Here is a 20,557-nt window from a genome sequence, read left to right on the forward strand (position 1 = left end):
TATTAAAAAAGCTCGCTTCAGCGAGCTTTTTGCTTTTCTAACGCCGGGTGACGCCAAACCTTACCCGGCCTACAGGTCATGTAGGCCTGATAAGCGTAGCGCCATCAGTATTAAGGACGTATCGACTCGTTCGGTAAATCCAAAAAATTGTTGGGGTATCGCCAAGCGGTAAGGCTCTGGTTTCTGATACCAGCATTCCGAGGTTCGAATCCTCGTACCCCAGCCAATTTCAAAAAGTCGTCCACTCTGTGGGTGCACCCGTTGGGGTATCGCCAAGCGGTAAGGCTCTGGTTTCTGATACCAGCATTCCGAGGTTCGAATCCTCGTACCCCAGCCATATTAAAAAAGCTCGCTTCGGCGAGCTTTTTGCTTTTCTGCGTTTATCGCCTGATGGCGCTCCGCTTATCAGGCCTACGTATTTCCCCCGTAGCGCTCGAGCTACAACCCTAACGCATACTTCAGTGCCTGACGTTTCAGTACACCTGCGCGCTCTGCGGCCATTAACCCAAGATTACGCATGATACGCAGCGGCTGTAGGTTGTTGCTAAATCCGGCGTAAAACAGATCCATGCCGCTTTGCATGATGAAATTGTCAGTCATGCGACGATTCTGATAGCGTTTCAGTACCGGCTGGCTGGCCCAGGACTCGCCATAGCTGCGCGCATTCACCAGCACATCAATCAGCGCATCCACATCACGGAACCCCAGATTAACGCCCTGCCCCGCCAATGGATGAATGGTATGCGCGGCATCACCGACCAGCGCCAGTCCCGGCTGGACATACTGCAACGCATGACGACGTGTCAGCGGAAATGCACCTGCAGCCACAGGCAACACGTTACCCAGTCGCGATGGGAAATGTTTGCCGATCTCTGTCTGGAGTTGCGACATGCTCAACCCCTGCAACTGGCGGATTCGCGCAGGTGAGTCATACCACACCAGCGAGGCCCAGTCGTCGAACAGCGGTAAAAACGCGCGCGGACCGTCTGGGGTAAATTGCTGCCAGGTGCTGTCTCCCGGCGAATTCTCGCATTGCACGGTAATCAACATACAGGACTGCGCGTATTGCCAGGCATGGATACCAATCCCTGCCATTTTCCGCACCTGAGAATTTGCCCCATCCGCACCGATGACCAGCTTCGCGTTGATTTTTTCACCATCTGCCAGCTCAAGCTCATGCCGGTCATTATGTCGATGTAAAGAAACCAGCGATGTGGGCACGCGCAACGTCACTTTAGGATGAGCGTCCAGCGCCTGCCAGAGCGCTTGTTGCAGGACGGTATTCTCCACCATGTAACCCAACAAAGGCAGCTTAAGCTCCGCAGCATCAAACACCACATGGGCATTTTCCCATTCCCATGTCTCCAGCCGACGATAAGGATGGCTGCGCATCCCCTGCACCGTATCCCAGACGCCCAGCCCTTTAAGCAGCGATACCGAGGCGGAACTGATGGCCGAAATTCGCACATCCGGCTGTCCGTCAGCCACAAACGGCGCGGGCACGGCATGCTCGATAACCGTTACCGTAAATCCGTGCTGCGCCAGTCCCAGCGCCAGCGCGCCGCCGACCATCCCCCCGCCGACAATGGCAATTTCCGTTGGTTGATTTGTCATGGTCAATCATCCTGTTATCTGTATTGTGTAAGTTTACAGGATTTTTTACCCCTTGAGGCTGACATCCGTCATACTGGTCACAACCGCGCCAAAGCAGTACACTATGCGCCCTGCATTTCAGCCACAATTTCGCAAGAGCAAGTCGATGACCAAAAAACTCCATATTAAAACCTGGGGCTGTCAGATGAACGAATACGATTCATCGAAGATGGCCGATCTGCTGGATGCCACTCACGGGTATCAACTGACCGACGTGGCGGAAGAAGCGGATGTGCTGCTGCTGAATACCTGTTCAATCCGCGAGAAAGCTCAGGAAAAAGTCTTCCATCAATTAGGTCGCTGGAAGCTCTTAAAAGAGAAAAATCCCGATCTCATCATTGGTGTTGGTGGCTGCGTGGCATCTCAGGAAGGCGACCATATTCGCCAACGCGCACACTACGTCGATATTATTTTCGGGCCGCAAACTCTGCATCGTCTGCCGGAAATGATCAACAAAGTGCGCGGTAGCAATACCCGTAGCCCGGTGGTAGATATCAGCTTCCCGGAGATCGAAAAATTCGATCGTCTGCCGGAACCGCGTGCCGAAGGTCCAAGCGCGTTTGTCTCCATCATGGAAGGCTGCAATAAATATTGTACTTACTGCGTGGTGCCCTACACCCGTGGTGAAGAGGTCAGCCGCCCGGCGGATGATATCCTGTTTGAAATCGCCCAGCTTGCGGCGCAGGGCGTACGCGAAGTGAACCTGCTGGGGCAAAACGTCAACGCCTGGCGCGGTGAAAACTACGATGGCACTATCGGTTCGTTCGCCGATCTACTCCGTCTGGTCGCGGCAATCGACGGCATTGACCGTATCCGCTTTACCACCAGCCATCCGATCGAGTTCACCGATGACATCGTTGAAGTCTACCGTGATACGCCAGAGCTGGTGAGCTTCCTGCACCTGCCGGTACAGAGCGGCTCAGATCGTGTACTGAACCTGATGGGCCGTACCCATACCGCGCTGGAATACAAAGCGATCATCCGTAAACTGCGCGCAGCGCGTCCGGATATCCAGATTAGCTCCGACTTCATCGTCGGCTTCCCGGGTGAAACCACCCAGGACTTCGAGCAGACCATGAAGCTGATCGCTGATGTCAATTTCGACATGAGTTACAGCTTTATCTTCTCTGCGCGCCCTGGCACTCCAGCAGCCGATATGGTTGACGATGTGCCGGAAGAAGAGAAAAAACAGCGTCTGTACATCCTGCAGGAGCGTATTAACCAGCAAGCCATGGCCTGGAGCCGTCGTATGCTTGGCACGACTCAGCGTATTCTGGTAGAAGGTACATCGCGTAAGAGCATCATGGAGCTGTCAGGTCGTACCGAAAATAACCGCGTGGTGAACTTTGAAGGCGCTCCGGAAATGGTCGGTAAGTTTGTGGATGTTGAAATTACCGATGTCTGGACGAACTCCCTGCGCGGTAAAGTGGTTCGCACCGAAGACGAAATGGGCCTGCGCATCGCAGAATCTCCTGAGTCGGTCATTGCGCGTACCCGCAAAGAAAACGATCTGGGCGTAGGTATTTACCAGCCTTAATCTTCTGGCCCGTCAGCTCTGGCGGGCCTTGTATTTCCTCCCGCAATCCCCATATTTGTTGCAATGCTTGCGCCTTTTCCCTGTGGCGTGAATAATTTCCTTAGATGCCGGTAAATGTTCAGCGTCCGGCGAGACATGCTAAAGAGGAACAGTTTGAACATCGACACTCGCGAAATCACCCTTGAACCCGCAGACAACGCCCGTCTGTTGAGCCTTTGCGGTCCATTTGATGACAACATCAAACAGCTGGAACGTCGCCTCGGCATCGAAATTAACCGTCGAGATAACCACTTTAAGCTGACCGGTCGCCCAATTTGCGTCACCGCTGCGGCTGATATTTTACGCAGCCTGTATGTCGATACCGCCCCAATGCGCGGTCAGACGCAGGACATCGAGCCTGAGCAAATTCATCTGGCGATTAAAGAAGCGCGTGTGCTTGAGCAAAGCGCTGACAGCGTGCCGGAATTTGGCAAAGCGGTGAATATCAAAACCAAGCGCGGGGTAATCAAGCCGCGTACGCCAAACCAGGCACAGTACATTGCCAACATCCTCGATCACGACATCACCTTCGGCGTTGGCCCTGCGGGTACGGGTAAAACGTATCTCGCGGTTGCCGCCGCGGTCGATGCGCTTGAGCGTCAGGAGATCCGTCGAATTCTGCTGACCCGTCCGGCAGTGGAAGCGGGCGAAAAACTGGGCTTCCTGCCAGGCGATCTGAGTCAGAAAGTCGATCCATATTTGCGTCCACTGTATGACGCGCTGTTCGAAATGCTCGGTTTTGAGAAGGTTGAAAAGCTGATCGAGCGTAACGTCATTGAGGTGGCGCCGTTAGCCTATATGCGCGGTCGTACTTTGAACGATGCGTTCATCATTCTTGATGAAAGCCAGAACACCACCATCGAACAGATGAAAATGTTCCTGACCCGTATCGGCTTTAACTCCAAAGCCGTCATTACCGGGGACATCACGCAGATTGACCTGCCGCGCAGCACCAAGTCTGGCCTGCGTCATGCCATTGAAGTGCTGGCCGAAGTCGATGAGATTAGCTTTAATTTCTTCCATAGCGAAGACGTGGTACGCCACCCGGTTGTTGCCCGTATCGTGACGGCATATGAAGCCTGGGAAGAAGCAGAACAAAAACGCAAAGCCGAGCTGGCGGCAGAACGCAAGCGCGAAGCTCAGGAGCAGGAACAAAAATGAGTCAGGTTATTCTCGATTTACAGCTGGCATGCGAAAACGAATCCGGCTTACCACCAGAAAGTCAGTTTCAGACATGGCTGGATGCCGTGATCCCGCAGTTTCAGGAAGAGTCAGAGGTCACGATTCGTTTGGTCGATGACGCTGAAAGCCACGAGCTGAACCTGACCTATCGCGGGAAAGATAAATCAACCAACGTGCTCTCTTTCCCGTTTGAAGCGCCTCCGGGCATTGAAATGCCGCTGCTGGGCGATCTGGTCATCTGCCGTCAGGTGGTTGAGAAAGAAGCTCAGGAGCAAGGCAAACCGCTTGAAGCCCACTGGGCGCATATGGTGGTACACGGTAGCCTGCATTTATTGGGCTACGACCATATTGAAGATGACGAAGCAGAAGAGATGGAATCCCTCGAAACAGAGATTATGCTTGCTCTGGGCTATGAGGATCCGTACATTGCCGAGAAGGAATAAGCCGTCGGGCATCTGCCCGGGCTTCCCATGAAGCCATGCGCTGAGTTTACGCGCATTGAGCGACCTATTAACTAACATGAGAACCCATACGACGCCATGAGCGACGACAATTCACACAGTAGTGACACGTTAACCAGCAAAAAGGGATTTTTTTCCCTGTTACTGAGCCAACTTTTCCACGGTGAACCGAAAAACCGTGACGAACTGTTGGAGCTGATCCGTGATTCCGGGCAGAACGACCTTATCGATGAAGATACGCGCGATATGCTCGAAGGGGTGATGGACATTGCGGACCAGCGCGTTCGCGACATCATGATCCCCCGCTCTCAGATGATTACCCTGAAACGCAACCAGACTCTGGACGAATGCCTTGATGTCATTATCGAGTCTGCCCACTCGCGTTTTCCGGTGATCAGCGAAGACAAAGATCACATTGAAGGGATTCTGATGGCTAAGGATCTGCTGCCCTTTATGCGCAGCGATGCCGAAGCGTTCAGCATGGAGAAAGTGTTACGCCAGGCGGTTGTTGTCCCTGAGAGCAAGCGTGTTGATCGCATGCTGAAAGAGTTCCGCTCCCAGCGTTACCATATGGCAATCGTCATCGACGAATTCGGCGGCGTGTCTGGTCTGGTGACCATCGAAGACATCCTTGAGCTGATCGTCGGTGAAATTGAAGATGAGTACGACGAAGAAGACGATATCGATTTCCGTCAGCTCAGCCGTCACACCTGGACCATTCGCGCGCTGGCGCCGATTGAAGACTTCAACGACGCCTTCGGTACCCACTTTAGCGACGAAGAAGTTGATACCATTGGCGGGCTGGTTATGCAGGCCTTTGGTCATTTACCCGCTCGCGGTGAGACTATCGACATTGATGGTTACCAGTTCAAAGTGGCGATGGCTGACAGCCGTCGTATTATTCAGGTTCATGTCAGAATTCCGGACGACTCACCCCAGCCCAAACTGGACGAATAAACCCGAAACTGGATCATAGACTACATGGCATTTGCCCCATTAATTGAACGCCAGCGCATGCGCCTGCTGCTGGCGTTATTATTCGGTGCCTGCGGGACGCTGGCGTTTTCTCCGTATGACATCTGGCCCGCCGCGATTATTTCGCTGATGGGTCTGCAGGCCCTCACCCTCAACCGCCGCCCTCTCCAGTCTGCTGCCATTGGCTATTTCTGGGGAATGGGGCTGTTTGGTTCAGGCATCAACTGGGTCTACGTCAGCATCGCGCAGTTTGGCGGCATGCCGGGGCCGGTAAACGTTTTTCTCGTGGTTCTGCTTGCCGCCTACCTGTCGCTCTATACCGGTCTGTTTGCTGGCATTCTGTCGCGTCTGTGGCCGAAAACCAGCTGGATTCGGGTAGCGATTGCCGCGCCGGTTATCTGGCAGATAACTGAATTCCTGCGCGGCTGGGTTCTGACCGGCTTCCCATGGTTGCAGTTTGGCTACAGCCAAATTGATGGCCCGCTAAAAGGGCTTGCACCGGTAATGGGCGTAGAAGCAATCAACTTCCTGTTGATGATAGTCAGCGGCCTGCTGGTACTGGCGATAGTCAGCCGTAACTGGCGTCCGCTGGTCGTGGCCGTGATACTTTTCGCACTGCCCTTCCCGCTACGTTATATCCAGTGGTATACGCTGGAACCTGAAAAAACCACGCAGGTATCGATGGTGCAAGGCGACATTCCACAGTCACTGAAGTGGGATGAGGGCCAGCTACTTAACACGCTGAAGATTTACCTTGATGCTACCGAGCAAGAGATGGGTAAATCGCAGCTGATTATCTGGCCGGAGTCTGCAATCCCGGATCTGGAAATTAATCAGCAGCGTTTCCTTGGCATGATGGATGACCTACTGAAATCCAAAAACAGCACGCTGATCACCGGTATTGTCGACGCTCGCCTCAACAAGCAGAACCGTTACGATACCTACAACACCATCATTACGCTGGGTAAAGACAGTCCGTACAGTTATGACTCGACCAATCGCTATAACAAAAATCACCTCGTCCCATTTGGCGAGTTTGTTCCGCTGGAATCGATTCTGCGCCCGTTAGCACCGTTCTTTGATCTGCCGATGTCATCATTCAGCCGTGGACCATATGTCCAGCCGCAGCTCAATGCGCATGGTTTCAAACTGACAGCGGCAATCTGCTACGAAATTATTCTTGGCGAACAGGTACGCGATAACTTCCGCCCGGATACGGACTATCTACTGACCATCTCTAACGATGCCTGGTTCGGTAAGTCGATCGGTCCGTGGCAGCATTTCCAGATGGCACGTATGCGTTCTCTGGAGCTGGCACGCCCGCTGCTGCGTAGCACCAATAACGGTATTACCGCGGTGATTGGCCCGCAGGGGGAGATTCAGGCGATGATCCCGCAGTTTACCCGTCAGGTACTGACCACCAGCGTTACGCCGACCACGGGCTTAACCCCTTATGCCCGTACCGGTAACTGGCCGCTGTGGCTGCTTACCGCTTTGTTTGGTTTCGGTGCGGTGGTAATGAGCCTGCGCCAGCGCCGCCGATAAACGCAGGCCGGATAAGGCGGTACGCCGCCGCCCGGCCATCATGCCTCCTCCGCCGGATGGCGCCATGCTTATCCGGCCGACTCCTCTCTCCTCTCCCATTCTGGCACGTCTATTGCTTTGTTATACAAGGCAAACGCTGTTTTGGCTGAATGTGCAACCTGGTCGCACCAAAGTTGAGCGAAGGTAGCACCTGAAAAGTGCAACAGGATATTTTTGCCCCCAAATGGTGCGGCGCACTTCGCAAAAATAAACAATAACACAGCAAATTCTTTACATTCATCCAAACTAAATGTTAACAAACATATACAAGACTGCACGTTTAAGTAGCAAACAATAACAACATCACAATGGGTATCAATGCGTCACCGGCGCAGACGATAAAGGAGTTGGATATGCAATTACGTAAGCTCGCCACAGCCATGCTGGTTATGGGAATGTCCGCTGGTCTGGCGCACGCAGAAGACGCAGCACCAGCGGCAGGCAGTACGCTGGATAAGATCGCTAAAAATGGCGTAATCGTCGTCGGACACCGTGAATCCTCGGTACCGTTTTCTTACTACGATAATCAGCAAAAAGTGGTCGGCTATTCACAGGATTACTCCAACGCAATTGTTGACGCTGTGAAGAAAAAGCTGAACAAGCCTGACCTGCAGGTGAAACTGATCCCAATTACCTCTCAGAACCGTATTCCGCTGTTGCAAAATGGCACCTTCGACTTTGAGTGTGGTTCCACCACCAACAACATTGAGCGCCAGAAGCAAGCGGCTTTCTCTGACACTATTTTCGTTGTCGGCACCCGTCTGCTGGCGAAAAAAGGTGGCGATATCAAAGATTTCCCTGACCTGAAAGGGAAAGCGGTCGTCGTCACTTCCGGTACCACCTCAGAAGTGCTGCTGCACAAACTGAACGAAGAACAAAAAATGGATATGCGCATCATCAGCGCGAAAGACCACGGTGACTCTTTCCGTACTCTGGAAAGTGGTCGCGCCGTTGCCTTTATGATGGATGACGCACTGCTGGCCGGCGAGCGCGCGAAAGCGAAGAAACCGGACAACTGGGAGATCGTCGGCAAGCCGCAGTCTCAGGAAGCTTACGGCTGTATGCTGCGTAAAGACGATGCTGAATTCAAAAAGCTGATGGATGACACCATTGCCCAGGCTCAGACTTCAGGCGAGGCGGAAAAATGGTTTGATAAGTGGTTTAAAAACCCAATTCCGCCGAAGAACCTGAACATGAATTTCGAACTGTCAGACGAAATGAAGGCTCTGTTCAAGTCACCGAATGATAAAGCGCTTAACTAACTAAAATAAATGGGGCGAGTTCACCTTGCCCTCTCGATTGTTACTTGGCACGGACAGACTATAAGCCTGATGGTCGTTCCCCATCAGGCCTGAAAACCGCTAAACGCTGAATAACAATCTTCGAGGGTAGCGCTGCTACCCTTTTTTTTCTGGAGTAGATTTATGTCTATAGACTGGAACTGGGGTATTTTTTTACAACAGGCCCCGTTCGGCAACACCACCTATCTTGGCTGGCTCTGGAGCGGTTTCCAGGTCACTGTCGCATTATCCATCACCGCCTGGATTATCGCTTTCCTGGTGGGTTCGTTATTCGGCATCTTACGTACCGTTCCGAACCGTTTCCTTTCCGGAATTGGCACGCTGTATGTCGAGCTCTTTCGTAACGTACCGCTGATCGTTCAATTCTTTACCTGGTACCTGGTCGTGCCTGAACTGCTGCCGGAAAACATTGGCATGTGGTTTAAGTCAGAACTGGACCCTAACATCCAGTTCTTCCTTTCCTCCATGATCTGTCTGGGGCTGTTTACCGCCGCACGCGTTTGTGAGCAGGTTCGTGCCGCGATTCAATCACTGCCTCGCGGGCAGAAAAACGCCGCACTGGCGATGGGGCTAACGCTGCCACAGGCCTACCGCTATGTTTTGCTGCCTAACGCCTACCGCGTGATCGTACCGCCGATGACATCAGAAATGATGAACCTGGTGAAAAACTCAGCCATCGCCTCAACCATCGGTCTGGTCGATATGGCGGCACAGGCGGGGAAACTGCTGGACTACTCTGCCCACGCATGGGAATCGTTTACGGCCATTACCCTTGCCTACGTCTTGATTAACGCCTTTATTATGCTGGTGATGAATTTCGTCGAACGTAAAATCCGCCTGCCTGGCAATTTAGGAGGCAAATAATGTACGAATTTGACTGGAGTTCTATCGTCCCTTCCCTGCCATATTTGTTGGATGGGCTGCTCATCACGCTGAAAATCACCGTTACCGCGGTTATCATTGGTATCGTGTGGGGAACCCTCCTGGCAGTCATGCGACTGTCGAGCTTTGCGCCGATTTCCTGGTTTGCAAAGATCTACGTCAACGTATTCCGCTCCATCCCTCTGGTCATGGTGCTGCTGTGGTTCTACCTGATTGTGCCCGGTTTTCTGCAAAACGTGCTGGGGCTGTCACCGAAAACCGATATTCGCCTGATCTCAGCAATGGTCGCGTTTTCGATGTTCGAAGCGGCCTACTACTCGGAAATTATCCGTGCCGGGATCCAGAGTATCTCTCGCGGACAGTCCAGCGCTGCGCTGGCGCTAGGGATGACGCACTGGCAATCAATGAAGCTCATCATATTGCCGCAGGCATTCCGCGCCATGGTTCCGCTGCTACTGACTCAGGGCATCGTACTGTTCCAGGATACCTCGCTGGTCTACGTATTGAGTCTGGCAGATTTCTTCCGTACCGCCTCCACTATTGGCGAGCGTGATGGTACACAGGTTGAAATGATCCTGTTCGCTGGCGCCGTTTATTTTGTATTCAGTCTGAGCGCATCGTTGTTGGTCAGCTATTTGAAGAAAAGGACAGTTTAATGATTACCCTGAAAAATGTTTCTAAATGGTATGGTCACTTTCAGGTGCTGACCGACTGCTCCACGGAAGTGAAAAAAGGAGAAGTGGTGGTGGTCTGTGGCCCGTCGGGCTCCGGTAAATCCACACTTATCAAGACGGTAAACGGTCTGGAACCGGTCCAGCAGGGCATCATCACCGTTGATGGCACCGTCGTAAATGACAAGAAAACCGATCTGGCCAAACTGCGCTCCCGCGTCGGCATGGTGTTCCAGCACTTTGAACTGTTCCCCCATTTGTCGATCATCGAGAACCTGACGTTAGCCCAGGTCAAAGTGCTTAAACGCGATAAAGCGCCGGCGCGAGCAAAAGCACAAAAGCTGCTTGAACGCGTTGGTCTGGCGGCGCATGCCGAAAAGTTTCCGGCACAACTCTCTGGGGGTCAGCAACAACGTGTCGCTATCGCCCGGGCGCTGTGTATGGATCCTATCGCCATGCTGTTTGACGAGCCGACATCTGCACTGGACCCCGAAATGATCAATGAAGTACTGGACGTGATGGTTGAGCTGGCCAATGAAGGGATGACCATGATGGTGGTTACCCACGAAATGGGCTTTGCACGGAAAGTAGCGAACCGGGTTATCTTTATGGATGAAGGGAAAATTGTTGAAGACTCACCGAAAGAGGAGTTCTTCGCCAATCCAAAATCAGACCGCGCCAAAGACTTCCTCGCGAAAATATTGCACTGATCATACTGGCGCGTACCTTCAGGTGCGCGCCACCTCACGCTTTATACCTTCACTTCTCGAATCATGTACAGCCCAGCGTTAACCTTGTCACAAAGTCCCACTTACAAGGAGCAACAATGGCACTTCCCATTCTGTTTGATTGCGATCCAGGTCATGACGACGCTATCGCAATTGTTCTCGCTCTCGCCTCACCTGAACTGGACGTGAAAGCGATAACCTCTTCTGCCGGTAATCAGACACCCGATAAAACGCTACGTAACGTGTTGCGCATGTTGACGCTGCTTAACCGTACCGATATTCCAGTGGCCGGCGGAGCGCTAAAACCATTGATGCGCGATCTGATTATCGCCGACAACGTGCACGGTGAAAGCGGTCTGGATGGTCCTGCGCTACCGGAGCCCGCTTTTGCTCCACAGGCCTGTACTGCCGTTGAGTTGATGGCAAAAACCCTACGCGAGAGTCATGAGCCGGTAACGATTGTCTCCACCGGACCGCAAACGAACGTGGCGTTGTTGCTGAACAGTCATCCTGAACTGCACGCTAAGATCGCCCGTATCGTTATCATGGGTGGCGCAATGGGTCTCGGAAACTGGACGCCTGCGGCAGAATTCAATATTTATGTTGATCCTGAAGCGGCCGAGATTGTGTTCCAGTCGGGAATTCCGGTAGTGATGGCGGGACTTGACGTCACACATAAAGCGCAAATTCATCGTGAAGATACGGAACGGTTCCGTGCGATCGGGAACCCCATTTCTACCATTGTCGCTGAGTTGCTGGACTTTTTCTTCGAGTACCACAAAGACGAGAAATGGGGGTTTGTCGGCGCACCGCTGCACGATCCATGCACCATTGCCTGGCTGCTGAAACCTGAGCTGTTTACTACCGTTGAACGTTGGGTCGGCGTGGAAACGCAGGGTAAATATACCCAGGGAATGACCGTGGTAGACTACTACTTCCTGAGCGGCAATAAGCCAAACGCCACCGTGATGGTGGACGTAGATCGCCAGGGGTTTGTCGATCTGCTGGCAGAGCGTCTGAAGTTTTACGCCTAAAACACACCGGATGGCGCTAACGCTTATCCGGCCTACCAAATCGTGCAATTTGTAGGCCGGATAAGACGCTTTGCGTCGCCATCAGGCAATAAGCGATTACGGTTCAAACGGCCGGCGCTGGAACTGATCGTGTCCGCATTTCGGACACAACGGCAGCACATCCGGGGTGTAAACCGCTAAATGGAAATGGCACTTCTCGCAGACCAAATTTCCCAGTCCCACCACCTCGCCACTGTGATAAACCCCATGATGGCTAAGATCCTGAAAGACCTCGCGCCATTCAAGCTGCGTTTTGTCGGTGATATCGGCCAGTTCTTGCCAGATACTCTCCTTGATAACCCGCATAAAGACGCTGTCGCTCTCTTCATCAAGGCTCTCTTCATAGCTAAGAGCGAACTCCTCCAGGTCACGTCTCACGGCCCGGGTGAGCTCTTCCACCTCGGTTCGGGTTAACTCCCCGGTTTGCATCACACGCTGGCGCGCCTGCTCCACCAGCGCATCAATATCGCGTTCGCCATTACGCAGACGTTCGCTGAGTGACGTCACCAGTTCACGGTAATATTGAGCAACCTTGTTCATCGCTTCGCCTCCTGGGTCGTTAACTGTCTATAATAATAGACGTTATTTACGCTACGCTTTGCAAGACTGTCCACAGAGTGTGTAAATTCGTGCAAGAATTATCCTTGCGGGAATTCAACGCTGAATGCGTGAAAGGCTGTTTTGACGCGGGCGTTTGGGCTATGCTATGCGGATCTGAAACACCACATCTAGAGCTACGTTTGTAGCTGTATTGAAAACAGGACCACTGGCTGCCATGCAAGAGCAATACCGCCCGGAAGAGATAGAATCCAAAGTACAGCTTCACTGGGATGAGAAGCGCACATTTGAAGTTACCGAAGACGAGAGCAAAGAGAAGTATTACTGCCTGTCTATGCTTCCCTATCCTTCTGGTCGACTACACATGGGCCACGTACGTAACTACACCATCGGTGACGTGATCGCCCGCTACCAGCGCATGCTGGGCAAAAACGTACTGCAGCCCATTGGCTGGGATGCATTCGGTCTGCCTGCGGAAGGCGCTGCGGTTAAGAACAACACCGCGCCAGCACCGTGGACGTACGACAACATCGCTTACATGAAAAACCAGCTCAAAATGCTGGGCTTTGGTTACGACTGGAGCCGTGAGCTGGCGACCTGCACCCCGGAATACTACCGTTGGGAACAGAAGTTCTTCACCGAACTGTACAAAAAAGGTCTGGTATACAAGAAAACCTCTGCGGTGAACTGGTGCCCGAACGACCAGACCGTCCTGGCGAACGAACAGGTTATTGACGGCTGCTGCTGGCGCTGCGATACCAAAGTTGAGCGTAAAGAGATCCCACAGTGGTTCATCAAAATCACCGCTTACGCTGACGAACTGCTGCGTGACCTGGATAACCTGGATCACTGGCCTGACACCGTGAAAACGATGCAGCGCAACTGGATTGGCCGTTCTGAAGGCGTGGAAATCACCTTCGATGTGAACGGTTACGACAACACGCTGACCGTTTACACCACCCGTCCGGACACCTTTATGGGTGCGACCTATCTGGCCGTTGCCGCAGGTCACCCGCTGGCGCAGAAAGCCGCTGCAAATAACCCAGAACTGGCCGCCTTCATTGACGAATGCCGCAACACCAAGGTTGCTGAAGCCGAAATGGCAACCATGGAGAAGAAAGGCGTCGATACCGGCTTTAAAGCCGTTCACCCGCTGACGGGCGAGGAGATCCCGGTTTGGGCTGCAAACTTCGTCCTGATGGAATACGGTACAGGCGCAGTCATGGCTGTTCCGGGCCACGATCAGCGCGATTACGAGTTTGCGACTAAATATGGCCTGACTATCAAGCCGGTAATTCTGACCGCTGAAGGCGCAGAGCCGGATCTGTCCGAACAAGCGCTGACCGAAAAAGGCGTGCTGTTTAACTCCGGTGAGTTTGACGGCCTGGCTTTCGAAGACGCGTTCAACGCCATTGCCGACAAGCTGGTAGCTCTTGGTGTCGGTGAGCGTAAAGTTAACTACCGTCTGCGCGACTGGGGTGTTTCCCGTCAGCGTTACTGGGGTGCGCCAATCCCGATGGTCACGCTGGAAGACGGTACCGTACTGCCGACACCAGAAGACCAACTGCCGGTTATTCTGCCGGAAGATGTCGTCATGGACGGTATCACCAGCCCGATCAAAGCCGATCCGGAGTGGGCGAAAACCACCGTTAACGGTATGCCTGCGCTGCGCGAAACCGACACCTTCGATACCTTTATGGAGTCCTCCTGGTACTACGCGCGCTATACCTGCCCGCAGTACAACGAAGGCATGCTGGATCCGGAAGCGGCAAACTACTGGCTGCCGGTTGATATCTACATTGGTGGTATTGAACACGCCATCATGCACCTGCTCTACTTCCGCTTCTTCCACAAACTGATGCGCGACGCAGGCATGGTGAACTCCGACGAACCGGCTAAACAGCTGCTGTGCCAGGGTATGGTGCTGGCAGATGCGTTCTACTACGTTGGCGCAAACGGCGAGCGTAACTGGGTTTCTCCGGTTGATGCGATCGTTGAGCGTGACGAAAAAGGTCGTATCGTTAAGGCCCGGGACGCCCAAGGTCATGAGCTGGTGTATACCGGCATGAGCAAAATGTCCAAGTCGAAAAATAACGGTATCGACCCGCAGGTCATGGTTGAACGTTACGGTGCGGATACCGTGCGTCTGTTCATGATGTTCGCCTCTCCGGCTGACATGACCCTGGAATGGCAAGAATCCGGCGTAGAAGGGGCAAACCGCTTCCTGAAACGTGTCTGGAAACTGGTTTACGAACACACCACCCAGGGTGATGTGGCGGCACTGAACGTTGATGCGTTGAGCGAAGATCAAAAAGCGCTGCGTCGTGACGTACACAAAACCATCGCGAAAGTGACTGATGATATCGGTCGTCGTCAGACCTTTAACACCGCGATTGCGGCGATTATGGAACTGATGAACAAGCTGGCAAAAGCACCGCAGGAAGACGAACAGGACAGAGCCCTGATGCAGGAAGCGCTGTTGGCCGTTGTGCGTATGCTTAACCCGTTCACACCACACGTTTGCTTCACCTTGTGGCAAGCGCTGAAAGGCGAAGGCGATATCGACAATGCGCCGTGGCCTGTTGCTGACGAAAGCGCCATGGTCGAAGACTCCACGCTGATCGTGGTTCAGGTCAACGGCAAAGTCCGTGGTAAAATTACCGTTCCGGTAAACGCCACTGAAGAGCAGGTTCGTGAACGTGCTGGCCAGGAGCATCTGGTCGCAAAATATCTTGATGGCGTTACCGTACGTAAAGTGATTTATGTACCGGGTAAACTCCTCAATCTGGTCGTTGGCTAAGCGCGGGAGGAAGCGTGCGACATCTGACAACATTGTTGTTATCCCTGGTGGTGCTTGCCACCGCCGGGTGTGGCTGGCATCTGCGTAGTACTACGCAGGTTCCCCCCACGATGAAAACCATGATTCTGGTCACGGGTGATCCGAACGGCCCGTTAAGCCGTGCGGTGCGTAATCAGCTGCGTTTGAATGGCGTTACACTGCTGGAAGACAGCTCAACGCGCAAAGACGTTCCGTCCTTACGCCTTGGTGCAGTCAGCATTTCGCAGGATACCGCGTCCGTGTTCCAGAACGGTCAAACCGCTGAATACCAGATGGTGATGTCCGTTAGTGCTTCAGTCCTGATCCCGGGCCATGATATTTACCCGATCAGCGCTAAAGTCTATCGTTCATTCTTCGACAACCCGCAAGCGGCACTGGCGAAGGATAACGAGCAGGAGATGATCGTTAAAGAGATGTACGACAAGGCGGCCGAGCAGTTGATTCGTAAACTGCCAAGCGTACATATTGCTGATGTTCAGTCATCCAGTGATGACGTCGAGCCTGCAGTGAAAACTGCAGCGCCAGCGTCCTCCTCTCCGGCGCGTGTTTCCACCACGCTGGGTAACTGATGCTCAAGTTGTACCCTGAACAACTCCGCGCACAGCTCAATGAAGGGCTGCGCGCGGCGTATTTATTACTGGGCAATGATCCCCTGTTGTTGCAGGAGAGCCAGGACACCGTCCGTATGGCTGCCGCCGCGCAAGGGTTCGAAGAACACCATACTTTCACCCTCGATACCAGCACCGACTGGGGCGCAATCTTTTCCCTTTGCCAGGCAATGAGCCTGTTTGCCAGCCGTCAAACGTTACTCCTGCAGCTGCCAGAAAATGGCCCCAATGCCGCCATTAACGAACAACTTGCTTCGCTCGTCACGCTGCTACATGACGATCTGCTGCTTATTGTTCGTGGTCACAAGCTGACCAAAGCCCAGGAAAACGCCGCATGGTATACCAGGCTGGCGAATAACGCGGTGCTGGTTAGCTGCCAGACACCTGAACAGGCACAGCTTCCGCGTTGGGTAGCCGCTAGGGCGAAGCACCATAATCTGCAGCTGGATGACGCCGCCAACCAGCTCTTATGCTATTGCTACGAAGGCAATCTGTTAGCGTTAGCGCAAGCACTGGAGCGGTTGTCGCTACTTTGGCCTGACGGTAAATTAACGCTGCCTCGTGTAGAACAAGCCGTTAACGATGCCGCGCACTTTACCCCCTTCCACTGGGTGGATGCGCTGCTGATGGGCAAAAGCAAGCGCGCGCTGCATATTCTGCAACAGCTTCGTCTTGAAGGCAGTGAACCCGTTATTTTGTTACGTACTCTGCAGCGGGAATTATTACTGCTGGTGAACCTGAAACGGCAGTCGGCCCATACCCCATTACGGGCATTGTTTGACAAACATCGGGTATGGCAAAATCGCCGTGGCATGATGGGAGATGCGTTAAACCGACTGACCCCCACGCAGTTACGTCAGGCGGTCACGCTGTTAACACGTACGGAAATTACGCTTAAACAAGACTATGGTCAGTCAGTGTGGGCGGAGCTTGAGGGACTTTCCCTGTTGCTTTGCCATAAATCACTGGCAGATGTTTTTATTGATGGTTGATATGAAATCATTGCAGGCTCTGTTCGGTGGCACCTTTGATCCGGTGCATTATGGTCATCTGAAACCCGTTGAAATTCTGGCGAATCTGATTGGCCTGTCTCGGGTCATTGTCATGCCCAATAACGTACCACCACATCGTGCGCAACCGGAAGCCTCCAGCGCCCAGCGTAAACATATGCTTGAACTGGCCATTGCCGACAAGCCTTTGTTTTCACTGGATGAACGCGAGCTAAAACGCGATACCGCCTCGTACACCGCACAAACGCTGCAAGAGTGGCGCGTGGAACAAGGCCCGGATGCACCGCTGGCATTCATTATTGGTCAGGATTCACTGCTGACCTTTCCTTCCTGGCATGATTACGACACGATTCTGGATAATACCCATCTTATCGTGTGTCGACGACCGGGTTATCCCCTTGAGATGGCACAGGAACAGCACCAGCAGTGGCTGGAGCGTCATCTGACCCATACGGCAGATGATCTGCATAACCTGCCGGCAGGCAAGATTTACCTTGCCGAAACGCCCTGGTTCAATATCTCCGCCACGCTTATCCGCGAACGCCTGGAAAAAGGCGAGCCGTGCGACGACTTACTGCCACGCGCCGTGCTCGACTATATCAACCAGCAGGGTTTGTACCGCTAAGCGTGTTGGTTAATGCCGCCAGCAGGCGGTCATTTTCTTCCTGACTGCGAACAGCAACCCGGTAATAACGCGCATCCAACCCAGGGTAATTGGCACAACTGCGGATCAAAACATGTTGTTCCAGCAGTGATTTTTGCAAATCGATATCCGGTCGATCGCAGCGTAACAGCCGATAGTTAGCCCGACCGGGATAGGCTGTCAGGCCGGGCAGCGTTTGCAATTGTTGATCAAATCGCTGTCCTTCCTGTGCCAACCATTGCCACGTCGCCTGCTGGTAGGCGCTATCGCTAAGAATCATCTCTCCCGCCAGCGCGGCAAATGCGTTAATTGACCACGGCATTTGTCGGCTGCGCATCCGCGCCACGGCCTGTTCGTCGCTATTGACCAGATAACCCAGTCGCAACCCCGGTATCGCATAGAACTTGGTTAGCGAGCGAAGAACCCAAATGTGCGGATTCTCTTGTAGCCGCGGAATAAAACCCTCCTCCCCGGCAATAAAATCAATAAAGGCTTCATCCAGAATCAAGGTGATCCCCAATTCAGCGCAGCGCGTTGCTATCGCAGCAAGCAGACGATCATCGGGCAATAGCCCTGTCGGGTTGTTGGGCGTACAAAGAAAGAGGCAGTCCAGCTGCGGCGTCAACGCATCCAGGATCGTGGCGGTGAGCTGCCAGCCATCCTCCTCGCGCAGCGCAAATTCATGGATCGCACATTCTCCCCATTCCAGCGCCCGGCGGTATTCAGCAAATCCGGGGGCGACAATCAGCGCATGACGCGGCTTGAGCCCATTAACCAGGGTGAAGATAGATTCTGTTTCGCCATTCCCCGCGAGGATCCACGAAACAGGTACCTGATGATGCTGTGCCAGCGCCGCATGCAACTGGATGTAGTCAACGTCCGGGTAGCGTTCAGCCCTGTCCAGATTGTCGATAAGCGCGCATTTTAAGGTTGCGGGCATACCCAGCGGGTTAATATTCGCGCTAAAATCCAGCAATTGCTCAGGCGGGATGCCCAACAATGCGGCGGCTTCTCGGGTATTACCGCCGTGCGCGCTCTTCAATAAAGACATCGTGCCGCTCCAGTCAAAAAAGGGTATTTTATTGAAAAAATCTCTGCGCAATCAGGGCAAGCATCATATTTTGTGCGAATAGCCCCAAGAGGAAAAAATGAGACTCTGGTTAGTACGTCACGGAGAAACCGAAGCCAATGTCGCTGGATTATACAGCGGTCATGCCCCCACACCGCTAACGGAACGAGGGATTGCTCAGGCGCAATCACTGAGTGGGCGGCTACGCAATGTCCCTTTCGACAACGTCCTGTGCAGCGAACTCGAACGCGCCCGCCATACAACCCAACTGATTCTGGCGGAACGCGAGGTTCCTTTGCGTGTCATGCCTGAACTTAATGAGATGTTCTTTGGCGACTGGGAAATGCGCCATCATCGCGATCTTGCACGTGAAGACGCTGAAAATTATGCCGTGTGGTGTAATGACTGGCAGAACGCAACCCCAACCAATGGCGAAGGATTCCAGGCATTTTCACAGCGTGTTGAACGTTTCATTGCGCGGCTTGCTGATTACAAAGACAGTCAAAATCTGTTGGTGGTAAGTCATCAGGGTGTGCTGAGCGTGCTGGTGGCCCGGCTGCTGTCCATGCCCGCGGCCGCCATGTGGCACTTTCGCATCGAACAGGGTTGCTGGAGTGCAATTGATTTTTGTGACGACTTTGCAGTTCTGAAAGTTCTCAATAGTCGCGCCGTGTGGCACGAGGGTGAGTGAATGCACTGTTTTTTCTGCCGATGGGCCTCTCTCCCATTGACACCCTATGACAGGCTGCTATTCTCCGCAACCTGACTTTTCCCGCCTTTCAGAGCTTTGCAGAAATTGTTTTACAAAAATGGCGATGCATTCTGTTGCGTGGGGTGGGATGATAGCGCACCTCAAAAGCGCTTTCGGAGACATTTGTCCCGATATCGCCTCTGGTTCAGGTATACTAACAGACGTTTTTAACTCTTTTCACCCAGGGGGAACACTTGCAGGGTAAAGCACTCCAGGATTTTGTAATCGACAAAATTGATGACCTGAAAGGTCAAGACATCATCGCCTTAGATGTTCAGGGCAAATCCAGTATCACCGATTGCATGATTATCTGCACTGGCACGTCCAGTCGCCATGTCATGTCTATCGCCGATCACGTTGTTCAGGAATCTCGCACCGCCGGTCTGCTGCCGCTTGGCGTAGAAGGTGAGAACGTAGCTGACTGGATCGTCGTCGATCTTGGCGATGTGATTGTCCACGTTATGCAGGAAGAGAGCCGTCGCCTGTATGAACTGGAAAAACTCTGGAGTTAATGCGTGAAGCTGCAACTTGTCGCCGTGGGTACGAAGATGCCTGACTGGGTGCAAACCGGTTTTACGGAATACCTGCGCCGGTTTCCAAAAGACATGCCCTTTGAGCTGATTGAAATCCCGGCAGGAAAACGCGGCAAGAACGCGGACATTAAACGCATTCTCGACAAAGAGGGTGAACAGATGCTGGCCGCCGCAGGCAAAAACCGCATCGTCACCCTTGATATCCCAGGCAAACCCTGGGACACGCCACAGCTGGCGACCGAGCTGGAACGCTGGAAACTGGATGGTCGTGACGTCAGTCTGTTGATTGGCGGACCGGAAGGGCTGTCCCCCGCCTGCAAAGCGGCAGCGGAACAAAGCTGGTCACTCTCTGCATTAACCCTTCCCCACCCTCTTGTTCGGGTGCTGGTCGCAGAGAGTCTGTACAGGGCGTGGAGCATTACCACCAACCATCCTTATCACCGTGAGTGATCATTGATTC

General features: G+C 53.2%; 20 protein-coding genes and 2 tRNA genes. 19 read left to right on the forward strand and 3 right to left on the reverse strand.

Translation table 11 applies throughout. From position 1 onward, the window contains the following. Positions 1 to 151: 151 nt before the first annotated feature. Positions 152 to 226 (forward strand) — tRNA-Gln (locus FDX19_RS22725). 36 nt (positions 227 to 262) lie between these two features. Continuing rightward, positions 263 to 337: transfer RNA gene (locus FDX19_RS22730), tRNA-Gln, on the forward strand. Positions 338 to 438: 101 nt separating this feature from the next. Here FDX19_RS22730 and ubiF read toward each other — a convergent pair. After that, positions 439 to 1,614, reverse strand: coding sequence for a 3-demethoxyubiquinol 3-hydroxylase (gene ubiF / locus FDX19_RS22735; RefSeq protein WP_137384497.1), 1,176 nt, complete (start codon positions 1,612 to 1,614; stop codon positions 439 to 441). A gap of 145 nt (positions 1,615 to 1,759) precedes the next feature. Between ubiF and miaB the strand changes: the two genes are divergently transcribed. From miaB to rihA, 10 genes are all read left to right on the forward strand, one after another. Then, complete coding sequence (miaB, locus tag FDX19_RS22740; protein WP_137384498.1) at positions 1,760 to 3,190, forward strand: tRNA (N6-isopentenyl adenosine(37)-C2)-methylthiotransferase MiaB; 1,431 nt, start codon at positions 1,760 to 1,762, stop codon at positions 3,188 to 3,190. A 153-nt stretch (positions 3,191 to 3,343) separates the two neighbouring features. Next, on the forward strand, positions 3,344 to 4,390 hold the full coding sequence (locus FDX19_RS22745; protein ID WP_019076268.1) for a PhoH family protein: 1,047 nt from the start codon (positions 3,344 to 3,346) through the stop codon (positions 4,388 to 4,390). Next, complete coding sequence (gene ybeY / locus FDX19_RS22750; RefSeq protein ID WP_137384499.1) at positions 4,387 to 4,854, forward strand: rRNA maturation RNase YbeY; 468 nt, start codon at positions 4,387 to 4,389, stop codon at positions 4,852 to 4,854. Before FDX19_RS22745 ends, ybeY begins: the two co-directional genes overlap by 4 nt. Positions 4,855 to 4,950: 96 nt before the next feature. Further along, positions 4,951 to 5,829 (forward strand): CNNM family magnesium/cobalt transport protein CorC, encoded by an 879-nt coding sequence (corC, locus tag FDX19_RS22755; RefSeq protein ID WP_006685515.1) that lies wholly within the window; start codon positions 4,951 to 4,953, stop codon positions 5,827 to 5,829. A gap of 24 nt (positions 5,830 to 5,853) precedes the next feature. Next, a complete protein-coding gene (gene lnt / locus FDX19_RS22760; protein WP_137384500.1) occupies positions 5,854 to 7,392 on the forward strand; it encodes an apolipoprotein N-acyltransferase in 1,539 nt (512 codons plus the stop codon). 392 nt (positions 7,393 to 7,784) lie between these two features. Then, a complete protein-coding gene (locus FDX19_RS22765; protein ID WP_170974427.1) occupies positions 7,785 to 8,693 on the forward strand; it encodes an amino acid ABC transporter substrate-binding protein in 909 nt (302 codons plus the stop codon). A gap of 162 nt (positions 8,694 to 8,855) precedes the next feature. Continuing rightward, positions 8,856 to 9,596, forward strand: a complete 741-nt coding sequence (gene gltJ, locus FDX19_RS22770) for a glutamate/aspartate ABC transporter permease GltJ (protein WP_137384502.1) — start codon at positions 8,856 to 8,858, stop codon at positions 9,594 to 9,596. Next, the gene (gltK, locus tag FDX19_RS22775) at positions 9,596 to 10,270 is read left to right on the forward strand and encodes a glutamate/aspartate ABC transporter permease GltK (protein WP_137384503.1); all 675 of its coding nucleotides are present in this window, start codon (positions 9,596 to 9,598) and stop codon (positions 10,268 to 10,270) included. The genes gltJ and gltK overlap by 1 nt, the downstream gene beginning before the upstream one ends. Then, positions 10,270 to 10,995, forward strand: a complete 726-nt coding sequence (gene gltL / locus FDX19_RS22780) for a glutamate/aspartate ABC transporter ATP-binding protein GltL (protein ID WP_042309800.1) — start codon at positions 10,270 to 10,272, stop codon at positions 10,993 to 10,995. The genes gltK and gltL overlap by 1 nt, the downstream gene beginning before the upstream one ends. Positions 10,996 to 11,111: 116 nt before the next feature. Further along, positions 11,112 to 12,047: a pyrimidine-specific ribonucleoside hydrolase RihA gene (gene rihA, locus FDX19_RS22785; protein WP_137384504.1), complete on the forward strand. Its 936-nt coding sequence runs from the start codon at positions 11,112 to 11,114 to the stop codon at positions 12,045 to 12,047. Positions 12,048 to 12,143: 96 nt separating this feature from the next. Here the strand turns inward: rihA and FDX19_RS22790 are convergent, their stop codons facing one another. After that, positions 12,144 to 12,626: a zinc ribbon-containing protein gene (locus tag FDX19_RS22790; protein ID WP_137384505.1), complete on the reverse strand. Its 483-nt coding sequence runs from the start codon at positions 12,624 to 12,626 to the stop codon at positions 12,144 to 12,146. 235 nt (positions 12,627 to 12,861) lie between these two features. Here FDX19_RS22790 and leuS point away from each other — a divergent pair, with 235 nt between their 5' ends. Genes leuS through nadD form a run of 4 tightly spaced genes read left to right on the forward strand, consistent with a single transcriptional unit; the run spans position 12,862 to position 17,726 of the window. Continuing rightward, the gene (gene leuS / locus FDX19_RS22795; protein WP_137384506.1) at positions 12,862 to 15,444 is read left to right on the forward strand and encodes a leucine--tRNA ligase; all 2,583 of its coding nucleotides are present in this window, start codon (positions 12,862 to 12,864) and stop codon (positions 15,442 to 15,444) included. 14 nt (positions 15,445 to 15,458) lie between these two features. Further along, the gene (gene lptE, locus FDX19_RS22800) at positions 15,459 to 16,052 is read left to right on the forward strand and encodes an LPS assembly lipoprotein LptE (RefSeq protein WP_137384507.1); all 594 of its coding nucleotides are present in this window, start codon (positions 15,459 to 15,461) and stop codon (positions 16,050 to 16,052) included. Further along, positions 16,052 to 17,083 (forward strand): DNA polymerase III subunit delta, encoded by a 1,032-nt coding sequence (holA, locus tag FDX19_RS22805; protein WP_137384508.1) that lies wholly within the window; start codon positions 16,052 to 16,054, stop codon positions 17,081 to 17,083. The genes lptE and holA overlap by 1 nt, the downstream gene beginning before the upstream one ends. 1 nt (position 17,084) lies before the next feature. Further along, entirely contained in the window at positions 17,085 to 17,726 is a 642-nt protein-coding gene (gene nadD, locus FDX19_RS22810; protein WP_137384696.1) for a nicotinate-nucleotide adenylyltransferase, read from the forward strand. Here nadD and cobD read toward each other — a convergent pair. After that, positions 17,701 to 18,795, reverse strand: coding sequence for a threonine-phosphate decarboxylase CobD (gene cobD / locus FDX19_RS22815; protein WP_137384509.1), 1,095 nt, complete (start codon positions 18,793 to 18,795; stop codon positions 17,701 to 17,703). The genes nadD and cobD overlap by 26 nt on opposite strands. A 97-nt stretch (positions 18,796 to 18,892) precedes the next feature. Here cobD and FDX19_RS22820 point away from each other — a divergent pair, with 97 nt between their 5' ends. The 3 genes from FDX19_RS22820 (at position 18,893) to rlmH (ending at position 20,547) form a co-directional block, all read left to right on the forward strand. Beyond that, positions 18,893 to 19,504 carry an adenosylcobalamin/alpha-ribazole phosphatase gene (locus FDX19_RS22820; protein WP_137384510.1) on the forward strand — a complete coding sequence of 204 codons (612 nt, stop codon included), beginning with the start codon at positions 18,893 to 18,895 and terminating at the stop codon, positions 19,502 to 19,504. A 254-nt stretch (positions 19,505 to 19,758) separates the two neighbouring features. Next, a complete protein-coding gene (rsfS, locus tag FDX19_RS22825) occupies positions 19,759 to 20,076 on the forward strand; it encodes a ribosome silencing factor (RefSeq protein WP_003022728.1) in 318 nt (105 codons plus the stop codon). A 3-nt stretch (positions 20,077 to 20,079) separates the two neighbouring features. Next, positions 20,080 to 20,547 (forward strand): 23S rRNA (pseudouridine(1915)-N(3))-methyltransferase RlmH, encoded by a 468-nt coding sequence (gene rlmH / locus FDX19_RS22830; protein WP_003022725.1) that lies wholly within the window; start codon positions 20,080 to 20,082, stop codon positions 20,545 to 20,547. Positions 20,548 to 20,557 lie beyond the last annotated feature (10 nt).

Origin of the sequence: Citrobacter sp. wls619 (assembly GCF_005281345.1) — a bacterium.
In the GTDB taxonomy this organism is placed as follows: domain Bacteria; phylum Pseudomonadota; class Gammaproteobacteria; order Enterobacterales; family Enterobacteriaceae; genus Citrobacter.